The 18385-nt window shown below is 70.5% G+C and carries 15 protein-coding genes; 10 read left to right on the forward strand and 5 right to left on the reverse strand.

Annotated features, from left to right (window positions below):
* Positions 1 to 38: 38 nt before the first annotated feature.
* From CyaNS01_RS13295 to CyaNS01_RS13310, 4 genes are all read left to right on the forward strand, one after another.
* A complete protein-coding gene (locus CyaNS01_RS13295) occupies positions 39 to 965 on the forward strand; it encodes an SWIM zinc finger family protein (RefSeq protein WP_186697530.1) in 927 nt (308 codons plus the stop codon).
* A 39-nt stretch (positions 966 to 1004) separates the two neighbouring features.
* The gene (locus CyaNS01_RS13300) at positions 1005 to 1520 is read left to right on the forward strand and encodes an MEKHLA domain-containing protein (protein ID WP_186697532.1); all 516 of its coding nucleotides are present in this window, start codon (positions 1005 to 1007) and stop codon (positions 1518 to 1520) included.
* 95 nt (positions 1521 to 1615) lie between these two features.
* Entirely contained in the window at positions 1616 to 3415 is a 1800-nt protein-coding gene (locus tag CyaNS01_RS13305; protein ID WP_225875692.1) for a diflavin flavoprotein, read from the forward strand.
* Complete coding sequence (locus CyaNS01_RS13310) at positions 3415 to 5265, forward strand: diflavin flavoprotein (RefSeq protein ID WP_186697534.1); 1851 nt, start codon at positions 3415 to 3417, stop codon at positions 5263 to 5265. The genes CyaNS01_RS13305 and CyaNS01_RS13310 overlap by 1 nt, the downstream gene beginning before the upstream one ends.
* 60 nt (positions 5266 to 5325) lie before the next feature.
* Here CyaNS01_RS13310 and CyaNS01_RS13315 read toward each other — a convergent pair whose 3' ends face one another.
* From CyaNS01_RS13315 to CyaNS01_RS13330, 4 genes are all read right to left on the reverse strand, one after another.
* Entirely contained in the window at positions 5326 to 5505 is a 180-nt protein-coding gene (locus CyaNS01_RS13315) for a hypothetical protein (protein WP_225875962.1), read from the reverse strand.
* 340 nt (positions 5506 to 5845) lie between these two features.
* Positions 5846 to 8935, reverse strand: a complete 3090-nt coding sequence (gene gcvP / locus CyaNS01_RS13320; protein ID WP_186697536.1) for an aminomethyl-transferring glycine dehydrogenase — start codon at positions 8933 to 8935, stop codon at positions 5846 to 5848.
* Positions 8936 to 8937: 2 nt separating this feature from the next.
* The gene (gene gcvH, locus CyaNS01_RS13325) at positions 8938 to 9327 is read right to left on the reverse strand and encodes a glycine cleavage system protein GcvH (protein ID WP_186697538.1); all 390 of its coding nucleotides are present in this window, start codon (positions 9325 to 9327) and stop codon (positions 8938 to 8940) included.
* Positions 9328 to 9354: 27 nt separating this feature from the next.
* Positions 9355 to 10614, reverse strand: a complete 1260-nt coding sequence (locus CyaNS01_RS13330) for an aminotransferase class I/II-fold pyridoxal phosphate-dependent enzyme (RefSeq protein WP_186697540.1) — start codon at positions 10612 to 10614, stop codon at positions 9355 to 9357.
* Positions 10615 to 10845: 231 nt separating this feature from the next.
* Here CyaNS01_RS13330 and CyaNS01_RS13335 point away from each other — a divergent pair, with 231 nt between their 5' ends.
* Positions 10846 to 11709, forward strand: a complete 864-nt coding sequence (locus CyaNS01_RS13335) for an acyl-CoA desaturase (RefSeq protein ID WP_370561861.1) — start codon at positions 10846 to 10848, stop codon at positions 11707 to 11709.
* Between the two features lie 4 nt (positions 11710 to 11713).
* On the opposite strand, the gene CyaNS01_RS13340 is transcribed toward CyaNS01_RS13335, so the two are convergent.
* Positions 11714 to 12496, reverse strand: coding sequence for a hypothetical protein (locus tag CyaNS01_RS13340; protein WP_186697542.1), 783 nt, complete (start codon positions 12494 to 12496; stop codon positions 11714 to 11716).
* Positions 12497 to 12562: 66 nt separating this feature from the next.
* Here CyaNS01_RS13340 and CyaNS01_RS13345 point away from each other — a divergent pair, with 66 nt between their 5' ends.
* The 5 genes from CyaNS01_RS13345 (at position 12563) to mnmG (ending at position 18351) form a co-directional block, all read left to right on the forward strand.
* Positions 12563 to 13540: a fatty acid desaturase gene (locus tag CyaNS01_RS13345; RefSeq protein WP_186697544.1), complete on the forward strand. Its 978-nt coding sequence runs from the start codon at positions 12563 to 12565 to the stop codon at positions 13538 to 13540.
* 56 nt (positions 13541 to 13596) lie between these two features.
* Entirely contained in the window at positions 13597 to 14055 is a 459-nt protein-coding gene (gene rplI / locus CyaNS01_RS13350) for a 50S ribosomal protein L9 (protein WP_186697546.1), read from the forward strand.
* Between the two features lie 85 nt (positions 14056 to 14140).
* Positions 14141 to 15607, forward strand: coding sequence for a replicative DNA helicase (gene dnaB / locus CyaNS01_RS13355; RefSeq protein ID WP_186697548.1), 1467 nt, complete (start codon positions 14141 to 14143; stop codon positions 15605 to 15607).
* Positions 15607 to 16359: a hypothetical protein gene (locus tag CyaNS01_RS13360; RefSeq protein ID WP_186697550.1), complete on the forward strand. Its 753-nt coding sequence runs from the start codon at positions 15607 to 15609 to the stop codon at positions 16357 to 16359. The genes dnaB and CyaNS01_RS13360 overlap by 1 nt, the downstream gene beginning before the upstream one ends.
* Positions 16360 to 16392: 33 nt before the next feature.
* Positions 16393 to 18351 carry a tRNA uridine-5-carboxymethylaminomethyl(34) synthesis enzyme MnmG gene (mnmG, locus tag CyaNS01_RS13365; RefSeq protein WP_370561600.1) on the forward strand — a complete coding sequence of 653 codons (1959 nt, stop codon included), beginning with the start codon at positions 16393 to 16395 and terminating at the stop codon, positions 18349 to 18351.
* The last annotated feature ends 34 nt before the right edge of the window (positions 18352 to 18385 follow it).

Genomic DNA, 18385 nt, shown 5'->3' on the forward strand with positions numbered 1-18385 from the left:
AGCCTGATCCCAGCGATTCCCACCGTCATCCTGTTGCCATGACCAGCACTCCGATCACCACCCAGCTCGGCAACGAGGGCCTCGGCCAGCAGGCCTGGTGGGTGGCCCAGTGGATGGAGCTGATCAACTCCTACCGCTTCAAGAAACGCCTGGAGCGGGCCTGGGAGTATGCCCGCTCCGGCAACGTCACCTCGATCCGTTTCGAGGGGCGCCGGGTGCACGCCCGGGTGCAGGGCAGCGGCGACGATCCCTACAAGGTGAAGCTCTGGCTCGACGTGCTCAACGACGACGACTGGGGCTATGTGCTGGAGGCCCTCAGCCAGAACGCCCGCTGGTCAGCCCAGCTGCTGGCCGGCGTGATGCCGGAGGACATCGAGCGAGCCTTCGCCGCCTCCGGCAAACGCCTCTTCCCCTTCAAGCTGCAGGAGGTGCGCAGCGAGTGCACCTGTCCGGACAAGACGAACCCCTGCAAGCACGTGAGCGCGGTGTTCTACCTGATGGGGGAGCGCTTCAGTGAAGACCCCTTCGTGCTGTTCCAGCTGCGGGGCCGATCCCGCGCCCAGCTGCTGGCCGACCTGGCCAAGCGACGCCAGACGATGCTGGCCAGACAGGCCCGCGGCAAGGGCAGCCGGCCTGCCGCGGCCCTCGCCACAGCGCAGCCCGTGCATTCGGCCATCCGCGATCCCAGCCGCTGGTGGCGCTACGAAGCCCCCCTGCCGCCCGATCTGGTGGTGATCACGCCGGCGATGGAGGGGGAAACCGGGCTCGATGCCGCCGGCCGACTGCCCCTGGCGGAGTCGCCCCGCTTTCCCGAGGCCAACGGACTGTTTCTCGAGCACCTGCTGACCTACAACCGGGAGCGCTCCAACGAGGCCATGGCCCGGGCCATGGACAACGGCAATGAGGAGAAAGAGACGGAGAAGGAGAAGGAGGCGGCGGGATCAGCCGCAGGCACTGGCTCCTGAACCGGCCACGCCCCAGCCACGCCCGATCGCAGCCCACCGATGATCTCCTCCCAGGCAAAGCAGAACGTCCTGGCCGGCTGGCTGCAGCCGGACGCGCTGCAGACGGTCTGCTCGATCCTGCAGTCCCACCAGCAGGCCTTCGGCAGGCCCCTGCTGGCGGGCCTGGCCGCGGACGCCTCCGACCTGCAGCGGGCCCAGGCCCTGTTCGCCTCTCCGGCTGCGGTGCTCGCCCATGACGGCGCCGATCCAGACACCGACCCCGGCCCCCGGTTGATCTACGCCAACCGCAGCGCCCTCGTGCTGTGGCGCCGGCGCTGGGGGGAGATGGTGGGCCTGCCCTCGAAATTCACCGCCGCAGCCCAGGAGCGCAGCGGCCGGCAGCAGGCTCTGCGCCAGGCCAGGGCGGCTGAGGCCCTCAGCGGCTATGGCGGGGTACGGATCGACAGCCGGGGGCGCCGCTTCCGGATTGAGGGGGCCCGGCTGTGGACCCTGCGGGATGCCAGGGGCTGCCCCAGGGGCCAGGCCGCCCGCTTCAGCGCCTGGTACTGGCTCTGAGCGGCAGGTGTCGGCGGCGACAGGGATCGGTGCGGCCGATCGAGACAACGATCCGCTGGCGTTACCTACAGTCATCTTTCTTCCCGAGGGTGTCCATGGCAGCTGTCACCTCCCCGTTCGCCGCGGCCCAGCCTGCCGCTGCTCCTGCCCAGCCCGCCGGGTCGCCGCGCCTCAGCCTGCAGTGCGAGGCCATCGCCGCCGACACCACCGCGATCCGCTCCCTGGACTGGGACCGCAGCCGTTTCGACATCGAATTCGGGCTGCGCAACGGCACCACCTACAACGCCTTTCTGGTGCGCGGCGCCCAGACGGCCCTGGTGGACACCAGCCACCTCAAGTTCGCCGATACCTGGCTGCCCCTGCTGGAGGAGCAGATCGATCCGGCCGCGATCGACTACCTGATCGTGTCCCACACCGAGCCCGACCATTCCGGCCTGATCGGCCACCTGATCGATCGCAACCCCGACATCCTGATCGTGGGTTCCAAGGTGGCGATCCAGTTCCTCCAGGATCAGGTGCACCGGCCCTTCAAGAGCCGCGCCGTCAAGAGTGGCGACGAGCTCGATCTGGGCACCAACCCCGAGAGCGGCTGCGCGCATCGCTTCTCCTTCCTGAGTGCGCCGAATCTGCACTGGCCCGACACGATCTTCTCCTTCGATCACGGCACCGGCACCCTCTACACCTGCGATGCCTTCGGGCTGCACTACTGCTCCGATGAGCTGTTTGACAGCGACCCCGGCGCCATCGCCCCGGACTTCCGCTTCTACTACGACTGCCTGATGGGGCCCAATGCCCGCAGCGTGCTGCAGGCCCTCAAGCGCATGGACGCTCTGCCGCAGATCCACACGGTCGCCGTGGGCCATGGGCCCCTGCTGCGTCACCACCTCAGCCTGTGGCTGAACGACTACCGCGACTGGAGCAGCGACCGCAGCGCCGGTGAGACCTATGCCGCCGTCTGCTACGTGAGCCAGTACGGCTTCTGTGACCGGCTCAGCCAGGCGATCGCCCGCGGCATCGGCAAGGCCGGTGCCCAGGTGCAGCTGGTGGATCTGCGCGCCACCGATGCCCAGGAGCTGAGCGCCCTGGTGGGGGAGGCCAGCGCCGTGGTGGTGCCCACCTGGCCCGCCAGCCCCGACGCCGAGCTGCAGGCCTCGATCGGCACCCTGCTGGCCGCGATCAAACCGAAGCAATGGGTGGCCTGCTACGACGCCTTCGGCGGCAACGACGAGCCGATCGACACCGTGGCCTCCAAGCTGCGCAGCCTCGGCCAGAAGGCCGCCTTCGAGCCTCTGCGCATCCGCCAGGTGCCCCATGCGGACGACTACCAGCGCTGTGAGGAGGCCGGCACCGATCTGGGCCAGCTGCTCACCAAGGCGCGCACGATCGCGGCCATGAAGGCGCTCGACGGCGACCTGGACAAGGCCCTGGGCCGCCTGAGCGGCGGGCTTTACGTGGTGACGGCCCAGCAGACCACCGAGGATGGCGGCAGCCTCAGCAGCGCCATGGTGGCCAGCTGGGTGAGTCAGGCCAGCTTTGAGCCACCCGGCCTCACCGTGGCCGTGGCCAAGGACCGGGCGATCGAATCCCTGCTCCAGGTGGGCGATCGCTTCGTGCTCAACATCCTGCGGGAGGACAACCACCAGCTGCTGCTACGCCACTTCCTCAAGCGCTTCCCGCCCGGGGCCGACCGCTTCGCCGGTGTGGCCACCGTGGAGGGCGCCGCCGCGGGCGGGCCCGTGCTCGGGGATGCCCTGGCCTTCCTGGGATGCCGCGTGGCCCAGCGGATGGAGGGGCCTGACCACTGGATCATCTACGCCGAGGTGGAAGTGGGGAACGTGGCCGACACTGAGGCCGCCACCGCCGTGCACCACCGCAAGGTGGGCAACCACTACTGATGACAACCTCGATCGGCGGATCGCCCGCCCAGGCTGCCCCGACAGCCGAGCGCCGCGTGCTGGTGATCCGTCTGGAGCCCACGCTGGTGTGCCTGCGGGGCCTGAGTCCACGCCGTTCGCGCTTTGAGGTGGAATACGGCCTCGAACGGGGCACCACCGCCAACAGCTTCCTGTTTGAGCAGGGCAGCACCAGCACCGGCCACACGGTGCCGCCGGTGCTGATCCATCCCCCCGGCATGACCTATGCCGAACCGTTCTTCGCTGCTCTGGCGGAGCTGGTTCCGAGCCATGAGGCGCTGAAGGTGGTGGTGGGAGTGGTGAACCCCAACCGGGTGGAACTGCTGAGGGCCCTGGCGGCCCGCTGGCCGAACCTGGCCCTGGTGGCCTCGAATGCCGGGGCCAAGCTGGTGCGTGAGCTCTGGGATCAACGGCGTCCACCGGCCCCGGGGGCACCGGAGCTGGCGCCGCTGCCGCCCCAGCCGACGATCGATGTGGTGAAGCAGGAGGCGAGCCGCCCCCTGGCCGGTGGGCTGCAGCTGCGCCTGATTCCGGCTCCCACCCCCCGCTGGCCCGGCGCCCTGATGGCGTTCGAGGAGTCCACGGGTCTGCTGATGAGCAGCAAGTTCTTCTCCGCCCACATCTGTCAGGAGGGTTTCGCCGAGGCCAACCGCAGCAGCACCGAGGAGGACCGGCGCTGGTTCTACGACTGCCTGATGGCCCCCATGGCCCGGCAGGTGGAAACCGTTCTCGATCGGATCGACGAACTGCCGATCCGAACGATCGCCCCATTCCACGGCCCTGCCATCGCCGAGAGCTGGCGCAGCCTTCTGGCCGACTACCGCCGCTGGGGGGAGGGCCAGAACCGATCGAGGCTGTCGGTGGCGCTGCTCTACGCCAGTGCCTACGGCAACACCGCCACCATCGCCGATGGCCTGGCCCGGGGCGTTTCCCGCACCGGCGTGCGGGTGGAGAGCATCAACTGTGAATTCAGCGAGCCGGATCAGCTGCAGGCGGCGATCCGCTCCTGCGATGCCCTGCTGATCGGCTCTCCCACCCTGGGCGGCCATGCGCCCACCCCGATCGTGGCGGCCCTGGGCACGGTGCTGGCGGAGGGCGACCGTACCAAGCCCGTGGGGGTGTTCGGCAGCTTTGGCTGGAGCGGCGAGGCGCTGGATCTGCTGGAGAGCAAGCTGCGCGATGGCGGCTTCCAGTTCGCGTTCGAGCCGATCAAGGTGAAGTTCAGCCCCGATGCCCTGGCCCTCAAGGCGATCGAGGAGACCGGCACCGCCCTCGGCCGCGAGCTGCAGAGTGCCAGGAAGCGCCAGGAGCGGCGCAGCGGTGGCGGCCTGCACGAGAGCCTCAGCGATCCGGCCCTCAAGGCTCTCGGTCGGGTGGTGGGTTCCCTGTGCGTGCTCACGGCCCAGAAGAGTGCTGCGGACAGTCCCGACCTCGGGGGGGCCATGGTGGCCAGCTGGGTGAGTCAGGCCAGCTTCAGCCCACCCGGCTTCACCGTGGCGGTGGCCAAGGACAGGGCCGTGGAGGGCCTGCTGCACATCGGCGACCAGTTCGCCCTCAACGTGCTGGCCGCCGGGCGGGAAACCGGGCCGATGAAGCGGTTCCTGAAGCCCTTCAGTCCCGGTGCCGATCGCTTCGCCGGGCTGGAGCTGGAGCACACCCCCGGCGGCCAGCCAGTGCTTCCGGAGGCCCTGGCCTGGCTGGAGGCCACGGTGCAGCAGCGGATGGAATGCGGCGACCACTGGCTGATCTACGCCCAGGCCCAGGAGGGCGGCGTACTCGACCCGGAGGGCACCACGGCAGTGCACCAGCGGCGCACCGGATCCAACTACTGATCCGATGCTTCGGCCCGGACCCCCAACGCCGCTCCGCCCCAGGACTTTGGCCTGAGCGGCTCAGGCCGCCTTTGGCGGTGGGGTGGGGTCGCCACCGACGCCATGGAAGGGGAGCACCAGGGTTGCCCAGTGGTCAGGGCGCTCGGGCCGACGGCGGCGGGCCTGCCGCACGCCGAAAGGCACGCGCACCACGTTGGTGCCCTCCACGGGGCCGACGCTGCGGCCACCTGAGCTGATCAGCGGACGGGTGCTGGAGGCGCCGGGGCTGGTCCTGACGCTGGCCAGCTTCAGGGCCGGGGCCACCGGGGCTGGCTGGTCGGCGCTATCAGGGCTGGCTGGGCCGGCACTGCGGCCCCGGGGGGCGCTGCTGGGGCCATCGCTGCCGCGGCCGTCGTTGCTGTCGTGATCGCTCATGAGCCCCAGGCGATGGATGGCGGAGTGGGCCGAGACCTGTTCCGGAACTGAACCGAACCCGTTGAACAGCAGTTGCAACAGATCTGGCTGCAAATGCAATGGCCCAAGTCTAAAGAAAAGCTTTTGCCTGGGCTGTTGCGGTGCCGCCAGTGTGCGCCATGGGCGCTCAGGCCGCCGTAGCCAAAGGCTCCTTCAGAGCCAGTTCCTCAACCGACGGGCAGGTGCAGGCCAGGTTGCGATCGCCGTAGGCATTGTCGATCCGAGCCACGCTGGGCCAGAACTTGCTCGCCTGCTGCTGCTCTCCGGCAGGGAACGCCGCCTGGCTGCGGCTGTAGGGCCTGTCCCAGACGTCGGCGGTGACGGCAGCCAGGGTGTGGGGGGCCCGCCGCAGCGGGTTGTTGTCGCGGTCCACCACGCCCGACTCGATGGCGGCCGCCTCGGCCCGGATCGCCACCATCGCGGCGCAGAAGCGATCCAGCTCGGCCAGCCCCTCGCTCTCGGTGGGCTCCACCATCACGGTGCCCGCCACCGGCCAGCTCACCGTGGGGGCGTGGAAGCCGTAGTCCATCAGCCGCTTGGCCAGATCGTCCACCTCCAGGCCGCAGCTGCGCTTGAGGGGCCGCAGATCGAGGATGCACTCATGGGCCACCCGGCCCCCCGCCCCCCGGTAAAGCACGGGGAAGTGGGGATCGAGGCGCTCGGCCAGCACGTTGGCGCTGAGCAGGGCCACCTGGCTGGCAGCCCGCAGGCCGGAGCCGCCCATCATGCGGATGTACATCCAGCTGATCGGCAGGATGGAGGCGCTGCCCAGGGGCGCGGCCGCCACCGGCCCAGCCCCGGCTGCAGCCGGCTGCAGCCCGGAGGGGTCACCGGGCAGGAAGGGCACGAGATGGGCCGCCACCGCGATCGGGCCCACCCCCGGACCGCCGCCGCCATGGGGGATGCAGAAGGTCTTGTGCAGGTTGAGGTGGCACACGTCGGCGCCGTAGAGCCCAGGCTTGCAGAGTCCGACCTGGGCGTTGAGGTTGGCGCCGTCGAGATACACCTGACCGCCCTGGGCATGCACCAGCTCACCGATGCGGCGAATGGCGGTTTCGAACACGCCGTGGGTGGAGGGATAGGTGACCATCAGAGCGGCGAGGCGCTCGCCATGGCGGCTGGCCTTGGCCTCCAGATCGGCCAGGTCGATGTTGCCCTGGGCGTCGCAGGCCACCGCCACCACCTGCATGCCCGCCATCACCGCGCTGGCGGGATTGGTGCCGTGGGCACTGGTGGGAATCAGGCAGATGTCGCGGTGCTGCTCGCCACGGCTGTGGTGCCAGGCGCGGATCGCCAGCAGGCCGGCGTACTCGCCCTGGGAGCCGGCGTTGGGCTGCAGCGAGACGCCCGCGAAGCCGGTGATGGCTGCCAGCCACTGCTCCAGGTCGGCGGCGAGGCGGCGGTAGCCCCGCAGCTGCTCGGCGGGAGCGTAAGGGTGCAGGCGAGCGAAGGCGGGCCAGCTCACCGGGGCCAGCTCGGCGGCGGCATTGAGCTTCATGGTGCAGCTGCCCAGCGGGATCATGGCGTGCACCAGGGAGAGATCCCGGCTCGCCAGCTGCTGGATGTAGCGCAGCAGCTCGGTTTCGCTGCGGTGTTCCTGAAACATGGGCTGCTGCAGCCAGGCCCCCTGCCGTTGGGGGATGCCCTGCCAGGCCTGGCGCCAGTCGGCCTGGTGCAGGCTCTCCTGGCAGGCCAGCCGGGCGCGCTCGGCGGCCAGCTCAGCCGCACTCGCGTGGCCGGAGGCCACACCAGCTGAGGCCGTGACCGTCGCCAGGCAGGCCAGCAGCCGGGCCAGCTCCTCAGCACTGCTGGCCTCGTCGAGGCTGATGCCCACGGCGCCCTCCAGGCGCCGCAGGTTGAAGCCGCCCGTCCGGGCGGCCTGCAGCAGCTGCTCAGAGCGGGTGCTGTGCAGCAGCACCGTGTCGAAACCAGGGCCCGGCTCCGGGACCAGGTCCAGGGCCCGCAACCCGGCCACCAGGGCCAGCCGCAGCCGGGTGACCCGCTCGGCCATGGCGGTGAGGCCGGCCGGACCGTGGTGCACGGCATAGAAGCCGGCGATCACCGCCAGCAGCACCTGGGCGGTGCAGATGTTGCTGGTGGCCTTGTCGCGGCGGATGTGCTGCTCGCGAGTCTGCAGGGCCAGCCGCAGGGCCGGACGGCCCTCGGCATCGATGGAGCGACCCACCAGGCGGCCGGGGATCTGGCGCTTGTAGGTCTCGCGGGTGGCGAAGAAGGCCGCATGGGGCCCGCCACAGCCCATCGGCACGCCGAAACGCTGGGCGCTGCCGATGGCGATGTCGGCCCCCAGCTCGCCCACGGGAGCGAGCAGCACCTGGGCCAGGGGATCGATCGCCACGGCACTCACCACCCCCGCCACGGCCGCCGCCGCCAGCAGTGGCGCCGGGTCCCAGAGGCGGCCGTCCTGGCCGGGGAGCTGCAGCAACAGCCCAAAGGCTTCCGCCCACAGGCCTTGGTCACTGCCCGCCGCCAGGTCGCCAGCCAGGCCGGCGGCATCGATCGGGCGGATCGTGATGCCCAGCGGTTCCGCCCGGGTGCGCAGCACGGCCAGGGTCTGGGGCAGCACCTGGGCATCCACCAGGAACGTGTTGGCCGTGGTGCGTTTGCTGACGGCCCGGGCCAGGGCCATCGCCTCAGCGGCGGCGGTGGCCTCATCGAGCAGGGAGGCGTTGGCGATCGGCAGGCCCGTCAGCTCGCTGATCAGGGTCTGGAAGTTGAGCAGGGCCTCCAGTCGTCCCTGGGCGATTTCGGCCTGGTACGGGGTGTAGGCGGTGTACCAGGCGGGGTTCTCGAACACGTGGCGCTGGATCAGCGCCGGCGTGATGGTGGCGTGGTAGCCCTGGCCGATCAGGGAGCGCACCACCCCATTGGCGGCGGCGATCTCGGCCAGCTCCGCCAGGGCGGTGGCCTCGTCGCAGGGGGCGGGCAGCCCTTCGGCGGCCTGCTCGGAGCTCAGGAGGATGTCGGCCGGCACCACCTGGGAGGACAGATCTTCGAGGCTGGTGAGGCCGAGCTCGGCCAGCAGCTGCGCCTGCTCGGCCCCATCGGGCCCGATGTGCCGCTCCACGAAGCTGGGGCGGGGCAGGGGGTCGAGTTGCGGGCCAGGGGCCCCGGGGCTGCGAGAGGACTGGACGGACTGGGGCGCGGCATCAGCCTGGACTGCCGCCTGGGCCGTGGTGTTGATCAGCGATGAGGTCATGCTCAGTGGCCCTCCACCTTGGCGGCGTAGGCCGTCGCCTCCAGCAGGTTCTCCAGCTGGGCCGGCTCGCTGGGCTGCAGCAGCAGCAGCCAGCCCTCGCCGTAGGGATCGTTCTGCAGTTCTTCGGGGCTGGCGATCACGGCCTCGTTGCGGGCCTGCACCACCCCGGAGATCGGAGCCAGCAGGTCTTCGACCGCCTTCACCGACTCGATGCTGCCGCAGCTCTGGCCCTGGGTGAGCTCATCCCCCACCGCAGGCAGTTCGACAAAGACGATGTCGCCGAGCTGGTCGATGGCGAAGGCGCTCAGGCCCAGACGCACGTTGTCGCCATCGGGGCGCACGTATTCGTGGCTGTCGGCATAGCGACAGTCGCTGGGATAGGAGAGCGCCATCGCACGCGGGGGGCAGGACAGTGCGCGTCAGTCTGGAGGACCATGCCCGGATTCGGCGAGGGCCGCCAGGGCCCGTTCCAGAGCGATGCGGGCATGGGCCCGGTGGGTGCCGCCCTGGGCAAACAGCACATAGGGCTCCCGCAGCGGCGCATCGGCGGACAACTCACTGGTGCTGCCGTCGATGAAGGTGCCGCCCGCCATCACCAGTTCACTGGCGTAGCCGGGCATCGGCGCCGGCACCGGATCCAGGTAGGCGCCCACCGGGGAAGCGGCCTGAAAGGCGCGGCACACCGTGGCCAGCCGCTCGGGGCAGCCAAGCCGCACCGCCTGGATCACATCGCTGCGCGGTTCCCCGGGCCGCGGCTGGGTGGCGTAGCCGAGGTCACTGAACACCTGGGCCACCAGCTCGCTGCAGATCAGGGCCTCGGCCACCATCTGGGGCGCCAGAAACAGCCCCTGGAACAGCAGGCGGTTGAGGTCGAAGCTGGTGCCGCCCTCGGCGCCGATGCCCGGGGCGGTGAGCCGGCAGCAGGCCTGCTCCACCAGCTCGGCGCGGCCGGCCACGTAGCCGCCGGTGGGGGCGATCGTGCCGCCCAGGTTCTTGATCAGGGAGCCGGCGATCAGATCGGCCCCCACGGCGGTGGGTTCCTGCCCCTGCACCAGTTCGCCGTAGCAGTTGTCCACGAACACCACACAGCCGGGCTGGCGCCGCTTCACCCTCTCGGCCAGCTCGGCGATCGCCGTGATCGAGAGGGAGGGCCGCCAGCTGTAGCCGCAGCTGCGCTGGATCAGCACCATCCGCGTCGGTTCACCCAGGGCCAGGTCCACCGCCTCCAGATCCACCCGGCCGGCGGCGCTCAGAGGCACTTCGGCGTAGCGGACGCCGAACTCGGCCAGGGACCCCTGGCCCTGCCCGCGCAGGCCGATCACCTCCTCGAGGGTGTCGTAGGGACGGCCCGTGAGGGAAAGCAGCCGATCCCCGGGCCGCAGCACGCCGAACAGGGCGGCGGCGATGGCGTGGGTGCCACTGACGAACTGCAGCCGCACGGCGGCGGCCTCGGCCTGCAGCACCCGCGCGAACACCCGATCGAGCACCTCGCGGCCCTGGTCGCCATGGCCGTAGCCGCTCACCGAGGCGAAGTGCTGCACCCCCACCCGCTCCGCCGCCAGGGCCGCCAGCACCCGCTCCAGTCGGGGCTGCACGCCGGCCGTGTGGCGCTCGGCGAAGGGGGCGATGCGGGCGCTGGCGCCATGGAGCTGGTCGCGGGCCCAGCAGGGGTTGGACATCGCTGGGGCCGGAGGGGCTCCCATGTTGCCCGTCTAGATTCCCGCCACTCGGGAGCCGGACACAGACGTCCAACGGCTTACGGCCTCCGCAGATCCCCAGACCGGCCGAGCCGGCCCGGGGGTGCACCGCCGCCGCACCGTCCACTCCCGCTCCCCACGCACTTGGTGATTCAGCTCAACCCCGCCCCGCCATTGCCGGCAACCACAGCCGGCAGCCAGCAGGAGCGCCAGCTGCTGGCTGCCCTGCGCAGCCGCCGCAAGCCCCTGCCCCCCCGGCAACGGCGCTACAAGCTCGGCACCACCGGCTTCATGCTGGCCATGCACGTGGGGGCCGTGGTGGCCCTGCTGCCGAGGTTCTGGAGCTGGCAGGCCCTGGTGGCCCTGGCGTTCCTCTACTGGATGACCGTGCTGGGCGTGACGCTGGGCCTGCACCGGCTGGTGACCCACCGCAGTTTCAGTGCCCCCCTCTGGCTGGAGCGCACCCTGGTGCTGATGGGTGCCATGGCCTGCCAGAGCGGGCCGATCGAGTGGGTGGGCCTGCACCGCCACCACCACAAGTTCTCCGACCAGCCCAACGACCACCACGACGCCGGCCGCGGCCTCTGGTGGGCCCACAGCGGCTGGATGCTGCACCAGATCCCAGCCCTGGAGCACGTGGAGCGGCTCACCGGGGATCTGCAGCGCGACCCCTTCTACCGCTGGCTGGATCGCTGGTTTCTGCTGCTGCAGGCGCCCCTCGGCGTCGCCCTCTATGCCTATGGCGAGCTGGCCGGGGTGCACGGCGGCGGGCTGGGCCTGGTGCTCTGGGCCATCCCGCTGAGGCTGGTGCTCGTGTACCACGTGACCTGGCTGGTGAACTCCGCGACCCACGCCTTCGGCTACCGCAACTTCAACTGCCCCGACCGCTCGCGCAACTGCTGGTGGGTGGCGATCCTCACCTTCGGCGAGGGCTGGCACAACAACCACCACGCCTTCCCCCACTCGGCGCGCCACGGCCTGCGCTGGTTCGAGCTGGACATCACCTGGCAGCACATCCGCCTGCTGAGGGCCCTGGGCTGGGCGCGGCGCGTGCGGCTGGCCCACTACCGCCCCTGAGGGATCAGAGGCCGCCCAGCTGCTGGCGGATCGCCGCGCCAAGGTCGGCCTCGCCAGGGTCGGGCGCCAGGCCGCCGAGGCCCCGGGCCCGCTGACGCAGCAGATCGAGAAAGCGGGCCGGGCTGAGGCGCTGCTCCTCCACACCGCCCAGGGTCGCCAGGGTGCGGCGCAGGTCAGGGAGTTCGGCATCGAGCTCGGCGGCGCTGTAGTCACACTGGCCGGCGATCACCGCAGCAAAGCGCTCCCGCCGCGAGCGCTTGCTCACCGGATAGGCCGCCAGCACCGTGTCGCGGCACAGCCGCCAGGGGTGGCCGGCGGTGAGCAGCTCAGCCAGGGCGGCACTCAGGATCAGGGCCTCGCCCTCGGCAATGCGCAGGTCGAAGGCAGCCGGGGGATGGCGCAGACCCACGAACACCTCCAGCAGCTCGCCGGGCCCGAGCACCGCCTCGCCCGGCTCCTGCACCGGCAGGGCCGAGGCCTGCAGGTCGGCCAGCAGTGAGGGCTGGTCGGCGAGCTGCTGCCGCAGCGACTCGGAGAGGGTGCCATCCACCACCTCGGCGGCCAGCAACTGGTTGATGCGCCCCAGGGCCAGGAACACCTCCGGCCCCGGGGAGGCGAGCTTGCCGTTGCGCAACATCGAGAGCTGGGAATTGTGCACGCGGCCGAGATCGAGGGCCTCGGCCAGGGCGGGCAGCACGCGGTGGCTCCAGCCATTGCGGCCGTGCCAGAGGCGAACGAGATGGGCAAAGGCCACCCGCCCGGCCGCGAGGTCGTCCCGGTAACCCACTGCGAAGTCTTGCGATCAGGATTCGTATTGCTACCATCTTACCCAGTGATCAGGAGTCGGTCCGTTATGACCGCAACAGCCTCCAGCCGAGCCCGTCCCCGTCCCAGTGCCCGCAGCACCCGGCAGCCCGCCCGGATCAGCGGCGGCACCAGGGGGCTGCTGCGGGCCGAGGCCCTGCGCCAACCCCGCAGCGGCGCAGCCGCACCCCAGAGCGAACCGGGCATCAACTGGACCATCGTGGCCTACATGGGCGCGCTCCATGCGCTCGCCATCGTGGCCCTGCTGCCCCGCTTCTGGAGCCTGCCCGCCTTGGCCAGCTTCCTGGTGCTCTATTGGGTCACGGCCTGCCTCGGCGTCACCGTTGGCTACCACCGCCTGCTGAGCCACCGCTCCTTCCGCGTGCCCCACTGGCTGGAGCGCTTCTTCGCCACCTGCGGCGCCCTCAGCTGCCAGCACGGCCCGATCGACTGGGTGGGCCTGCACCGCCACCACCACAAGTTCTCCGACACCGACGTCGACCACCACAGCAGCCTCAAGGGCTTCTGGTGGAGCCACATGGGCTGGATGTTCGAGACCGTTCCCGCCATGGCCGCGGTGCCCCGCCTCACCGGTGATCTGGCCCGTGACCCCTACTACCGCTGGCTGAACAACTGGTTCCTGCTGCTGCAGCTGCCCCTGGCCGGCCTGCTGTTCTGGATCGGCACGGTCACCGGTGCCGGCGGCTGGGCCCTGGTGCTCTGGGGCATCCCGCTGCGCCTGGTGGTTGTCTACCACTGCACCTGGCTGGTCAACTCGGCCACCCACTGCTGGGGGAAGGTGTCCCATGACAGCGGCGACCAGTCCCGCAACAACGTGTGGGTGGCCGCGCTCACCTTCGGTGAGGGCTGGCACAACAACCACCACGCCTTCCCCCACTCGGCGCGCCATGGCTTCGGCCGCCAGCTCGACCTCACCTGGCAGCACATCCGGCTGATGCGTCGGCTGGGCCTGGCCAGACAGGTGCGTCTCCCCGCCATCGCGGCCAGGCCCAGCCTGAGGGCCTGAGCCCGTCACGTAGGCTGCTGGATCGGCTCGCGATCAGACTTCTCTCTCCTTTTCCCATGGCCAAGCGCGTTCAAGTCGTTCTCAGCGAAGACGTCCTCAGCCTGGGCAAGGGGGGCGATCTGGTGGACGTGGCCCCTGGCTACGCGCGTAATTTCCTGCTCCCCACCGGCAAGGCCGTTCCCCTCACCCGAGCCGTGCTGCGGCAGGTGGAGGCCCGCCGGGCCAAGGAGGCCGAGCGCCAGGCGGCCCTGCGGGCCGAGGCCGAGGCCTTCCGCACCGCCCTGGCCACGATCGGCCGCTTCACCGTGAAGAAGCAGACCGGCGGCGATGACGTGCTGTTCGGCACCGTAACCAACGGCGACGTGGCCGAGGCGATCGAAGCCGCCACCAAGAAGGATGTGGACCGCCGCGACATCACGGTGCCCGATATCCACCGCACCGGCTCCTACAAGGTGCACGTGAAGCTGCACCCCGAGGTGACGGCCGAGATCAACCTCGAAGTGATCAGCCACTGAGCGCTCGGCCCGGTCAGGCCAGAATGGGCGCCCACCGCCGCCAGCACCCCAGGGACTGGCCGGCCTCCCAGCGGGACATCCAGCCATGGTGAGCCTGCCGCTTTCAGAGCGCGAGCCCGACGGTCATCAAGGCGCCGAGGCCGACCGCGATCCCTCTGCCGGGCAGAGCGACATCGCGCCGGTGCGGCCCGCCCCGCGGCGGGGACGGCTGCGGGATGAGGCCAGCTTCGAGGCCCTGCCCGACTCCGTGCCCCCCCAGAACCTGGAGGCGGAAGAGGCGGTGCTGGGGGGCGTGCTGCTCGATCCCGACGCCATCAGCCGGGTCGCGGACGTGCTCCAGCCCGAGGCCTTCTATCTGGGGGCCCACCGGGAGATCTACCGCACCGCCCTGATGCTGCACAGCCAGGGCAAGCCCACCGATCTCACCGCCATGACCGCCTGGCTGGCGGACACCGGCCTGCTGGAGAAGGTGGGCGGCAGCAGCCGCCTGGTGGAGCTGGTGGAGCGCACCATGTCCACCGCCTCGATCGACCAGGTGGCCCGCCTGGTGATGGACAAGTTCCTGAGGCGCCGGCTGATCCGCTCCGGCAACGAGGTGATCCAGCTCGGCTTCGATCAGGGCAAGCCGATGGACCAGGTGCTCGATGAGGCCGAGCAGAAGATCTTCGCGATCAGCCAGGAAAAACCCAGCCAGGGCCTCACCCCCACCGCCGAGATCCTCACCAGCACCTTCAACGAGATCGAGAGCCGCTCGCTCGGCACCTCGGTGGCGGGCATCCCGGTGAACTTCTACGACCTGGATGCCATCACCCAGGGACTGCAGCGCAGCGATCTGATCATCGTGGCCGGCCGCCCGGCCATGGGCAAGACCTCGATCGTGCTCAACATCGCCAAGAACGTGGCCCAGCTGCACCAGCTGCCGGTGTGTGTGTTCAGCCTGGAGATGAGCAAGGAGCAGCTCACCTACCGGCTGCTGTCGATGGAGGTGGGCATCGAGAGCGGCCGGCTGCGCACCGGCCGGCTGCAGCAGGAGGAGTGGCCCCTGCTCGGCCAGGGCATCAATAGCCTCGGCCAGCTGCCCCTGTTCATCGACGACAAACCCAATGCCGGCGTGCTGGAGATGCGTTCGCTCTGCCGCCGCTTGATGGCGGAATCAGGCAAGGAGCTGGGCCTGATCGTGATCGACTACCTGCAGCTGATGGAGGGCTCCACCCCCGACAACCGGGTGCAGGAGCTCTCCCGCATCACCCGGGGCCTCAAGGGCATGGCCCGGGAGCTCAACGTGCCGGTGATGGCCCTCTCCCAGCTCAGCCGAGGCGTGGAATCCCGCACCAACAAGCGGCCGATGCTGAGCGACCTGCGCGAATCGGGCTCGATCGAGCAGGACGCCGACCTGGTGCTGATGATCTACCGCGACGAGTACTACAACCCGGAAACACCCGACCGGGGCATCACCGAGGTGATCGTGACCAAGCACCGCAACGGCCCGGTGGGCACGGTGAAGCTGCTGTTCGAACCCCAGTTCACCCGCTTCCGCAACCTGGCCGCCTGATGGGGCTACAGGTGTTCACGGTGCTCACCGGCCGCAGCTACGGGCCCCACTACGCCGAGCGGCTGCAGCGCATGCTGAAGCGGCACCTGAGCGCACCCCACAGCCTCACGGTGCTGTGTGACGCGGCCAACCGTCCGGCCCTGGCCAGCCTCGGCCTGCAGCACCGGCAGCTGGAGCCCCTGGGCCTGCAGGGCTTCTGCAGCAAGATCCAGCTCTTCAATGCCGCGATCACCGGCGAGAGGCCCTTTCTCTTCTTCGATGTGACCCTGGTGGTGCGCGCCGGCCTCGAGCCGCTGCTGCGGTTCGGCGCGGCCGATCCGGCCCCGCTGATCGGCGTGCGCGACTGGAGCTACCCCACCCTCAACTCCTGCGTGATGCAGCTGCGGCCGGGAGCGGCCACGGCCCGGGTATGGCAGGCCTACCTGGACGGGGAGGACCACGGCACCCCAGGCCCCAACCAGAACTTCATCTACCGGGCGCTGCAGCGCCACTGCCCGGGAGCGCTGGCCACCTGGCCCGAGGGGCTGGTGGCCTCCTACCGGGGCCTGCGCAAGCTGGCCCGCCGCGATGCCGCCGCCGCCGCGCGGGCCCGCCAGGCGGCCTGCGTGCTCAAGTTCCACGGGCGGCCCCGCCCCCACGAGGTGCTGCGCCCCTGGCGCCATCCCAGCCAGACCGTGCTGAAGCACCCGCTCCGCCCGGATCTGTGGCGCTTCCTGGCGGAGGACATCACTGACCACTGGCTGCTGAGCTGAACAGCGGGGGCGTCCATACTCAAGGCTGTGCTGATGTCAAGGCCCGGGCCGACCATGACCCTCTCCCCCACCGAAACCTTCGACGTGATCGTCGTGGGCGGCGGCCATGCGGGCTGCGAGGCGGCGATCACGGCGGCACGGCTGGGCCTGAACACGGCCCTGTTCAGCCTCAACCTCGACCGCATCGCCTGGCAGCCCTGCAACCCGGCCGTGGGCGGGGCGGCCAAGAGCCAGCTGGTGCATGAGGTGGATGCCCTCGGCGGCGTGATCGGTCGTCTGGCCGACGCCACCGCCCTGCAGAAACGGGTGCTCAACGCCAGCCGCGGCCCGGCCGTCTGGGCCCTGCGGGCCCAGACCGACAAGCGCCAGTACGCCCGCCAGATGCTGCAGCTGCTGCAGCACACCCCGAACCTGTCGCTGCGCGAGGCGATGGTGACGGGGCTGGAGCTGGACGGCAGGCCGGGTGAAGGCGGCCGCATCAGCGGCGTGCGCACCTACTTCGGCAGCGTCTATGCCGCCCCGGCCGTGGTGCTCACCACCGGCACCTTCCTGGGCGGCCAGATCTGGGTGGGCAACCAGTCGATGAGCTCCGGCCGGGCCGGCGAGCAGGCCGCCGAGGGGCTCACCGAGGCATTGCAGGCCCTGGGCTTCCGCACCGGCCGCCTCAAGACGGGCACGCCGGCCCGGGTGGACCGGCGCAGCATCGCCCTCGACCAGCTGGAGGAGCAGCCCAGCGACGCGGCCGATCGCTTCTTCTCCTTCGATCCGGCGGGCTGGGTGAGCGGCGAGCCGATGAGCTGCCACCTCACCCGCACCACGGCGGCCACCCACCAGCTGATCCGCGACAATCTGCACCTCACGCCGATCTACGGCGGCTTTCTCGACAGCAAGGGGCCCCGCTACTGCCCCTCGATCGAGGACAAGATCGTGCGCTTTGAAGGCAAGCAGAGCCACCAGATCTTCCTGGAGCCCGAGGGCCGCGACACGCCCGAGATCTACGTGCAGGGCTTCTCCACCGGCCTGCCGGAGCGGCTGCAGCTGGACCTGCTGCGCACCCTGCCGGGCCTGGAGCAGTGCGTGATGCTGCGGCCGGCCTACGCCGTGGACTACGACTACCTGCCCGCCACCCAGCTCAAGCCCTCGCTGGAAACCAAACGGATCGCCGGCCTGTTCAGCGCCGGCCAGCTCAACGGCACCACCGGCTACGAGGAGGCCGCCGCCCAGGGCCTGGTGGCAGGGCTCAACGCCGCCCGCCTGGTGCGGGGCGAGGCGCCGGTGCACTTCCCCCGCGAGGGCAGCTACATCGGCACCCTGATCGACGACCTGATCACCAAGGATCTGCGCGAGCCCTACCGGGTGCTCACCAGCCGCAGCGAATACCGCCTGGTGCTGCGCGGCGACAACGCCGACCGGCGTCTGACGCCGCTGGGCCGGGAGCTGGGGCTGGTCGATGACCGCCGCTGGCAGATCTACAGCGCCAAACAGGAGGCGATCGAGGCGGAGAAGCAACGGCTGGCCACCGTGCGGCTCAAGGTGAGCGATCCCGCCGCCGCGGCCGTAGAGGCCCAGACCGGCGCCCCGATCCGCGGCTCGATCACCCTGGCCGACCTGCTGCGCCGCTCCGGCTTCCACAGCGCCGACCTGGTGGCCCATGGCCTGGCGGATCCGGCCCTGCCCCTCGAGGTGCGCGAGGGCGCCGAGATCGACATCAAATACAGCGGCTACCTGGCCCGCCAGCAGCAGCAGATCGACCAGGCCAAGAAACAGACCCACCGGCCCCTGCCCCCAGACCTCGACTACAGCGCCATCGGCACCCTCTCCCATGAGGCCCGCGAGAAACTCAGCGCCGTGCAGCCCCTCACCCTCGGCCAGGCCGGGCGGGTTCCCGGGGTGAGTCCGGCCGACATCACGGCCCTGATGCTGTGGCTGGAGCTGCGCAAGCGCCGTGAGGCCCAGCCCCTGGCCACCAGGCCCGCATCCCTGGGCGCCTGAGCCGCCGCGCCCTCCGGCCAAGGCTGAGGATGAG

The organism is Cyanobium sp. NS01 (genome assembly GCF_014280235.1).
Lineage (GTDB): Bacteria > Cyanobacteriota > Cyanobacteriia > PCC-6307 > Cyanobiaceae > NIES-981.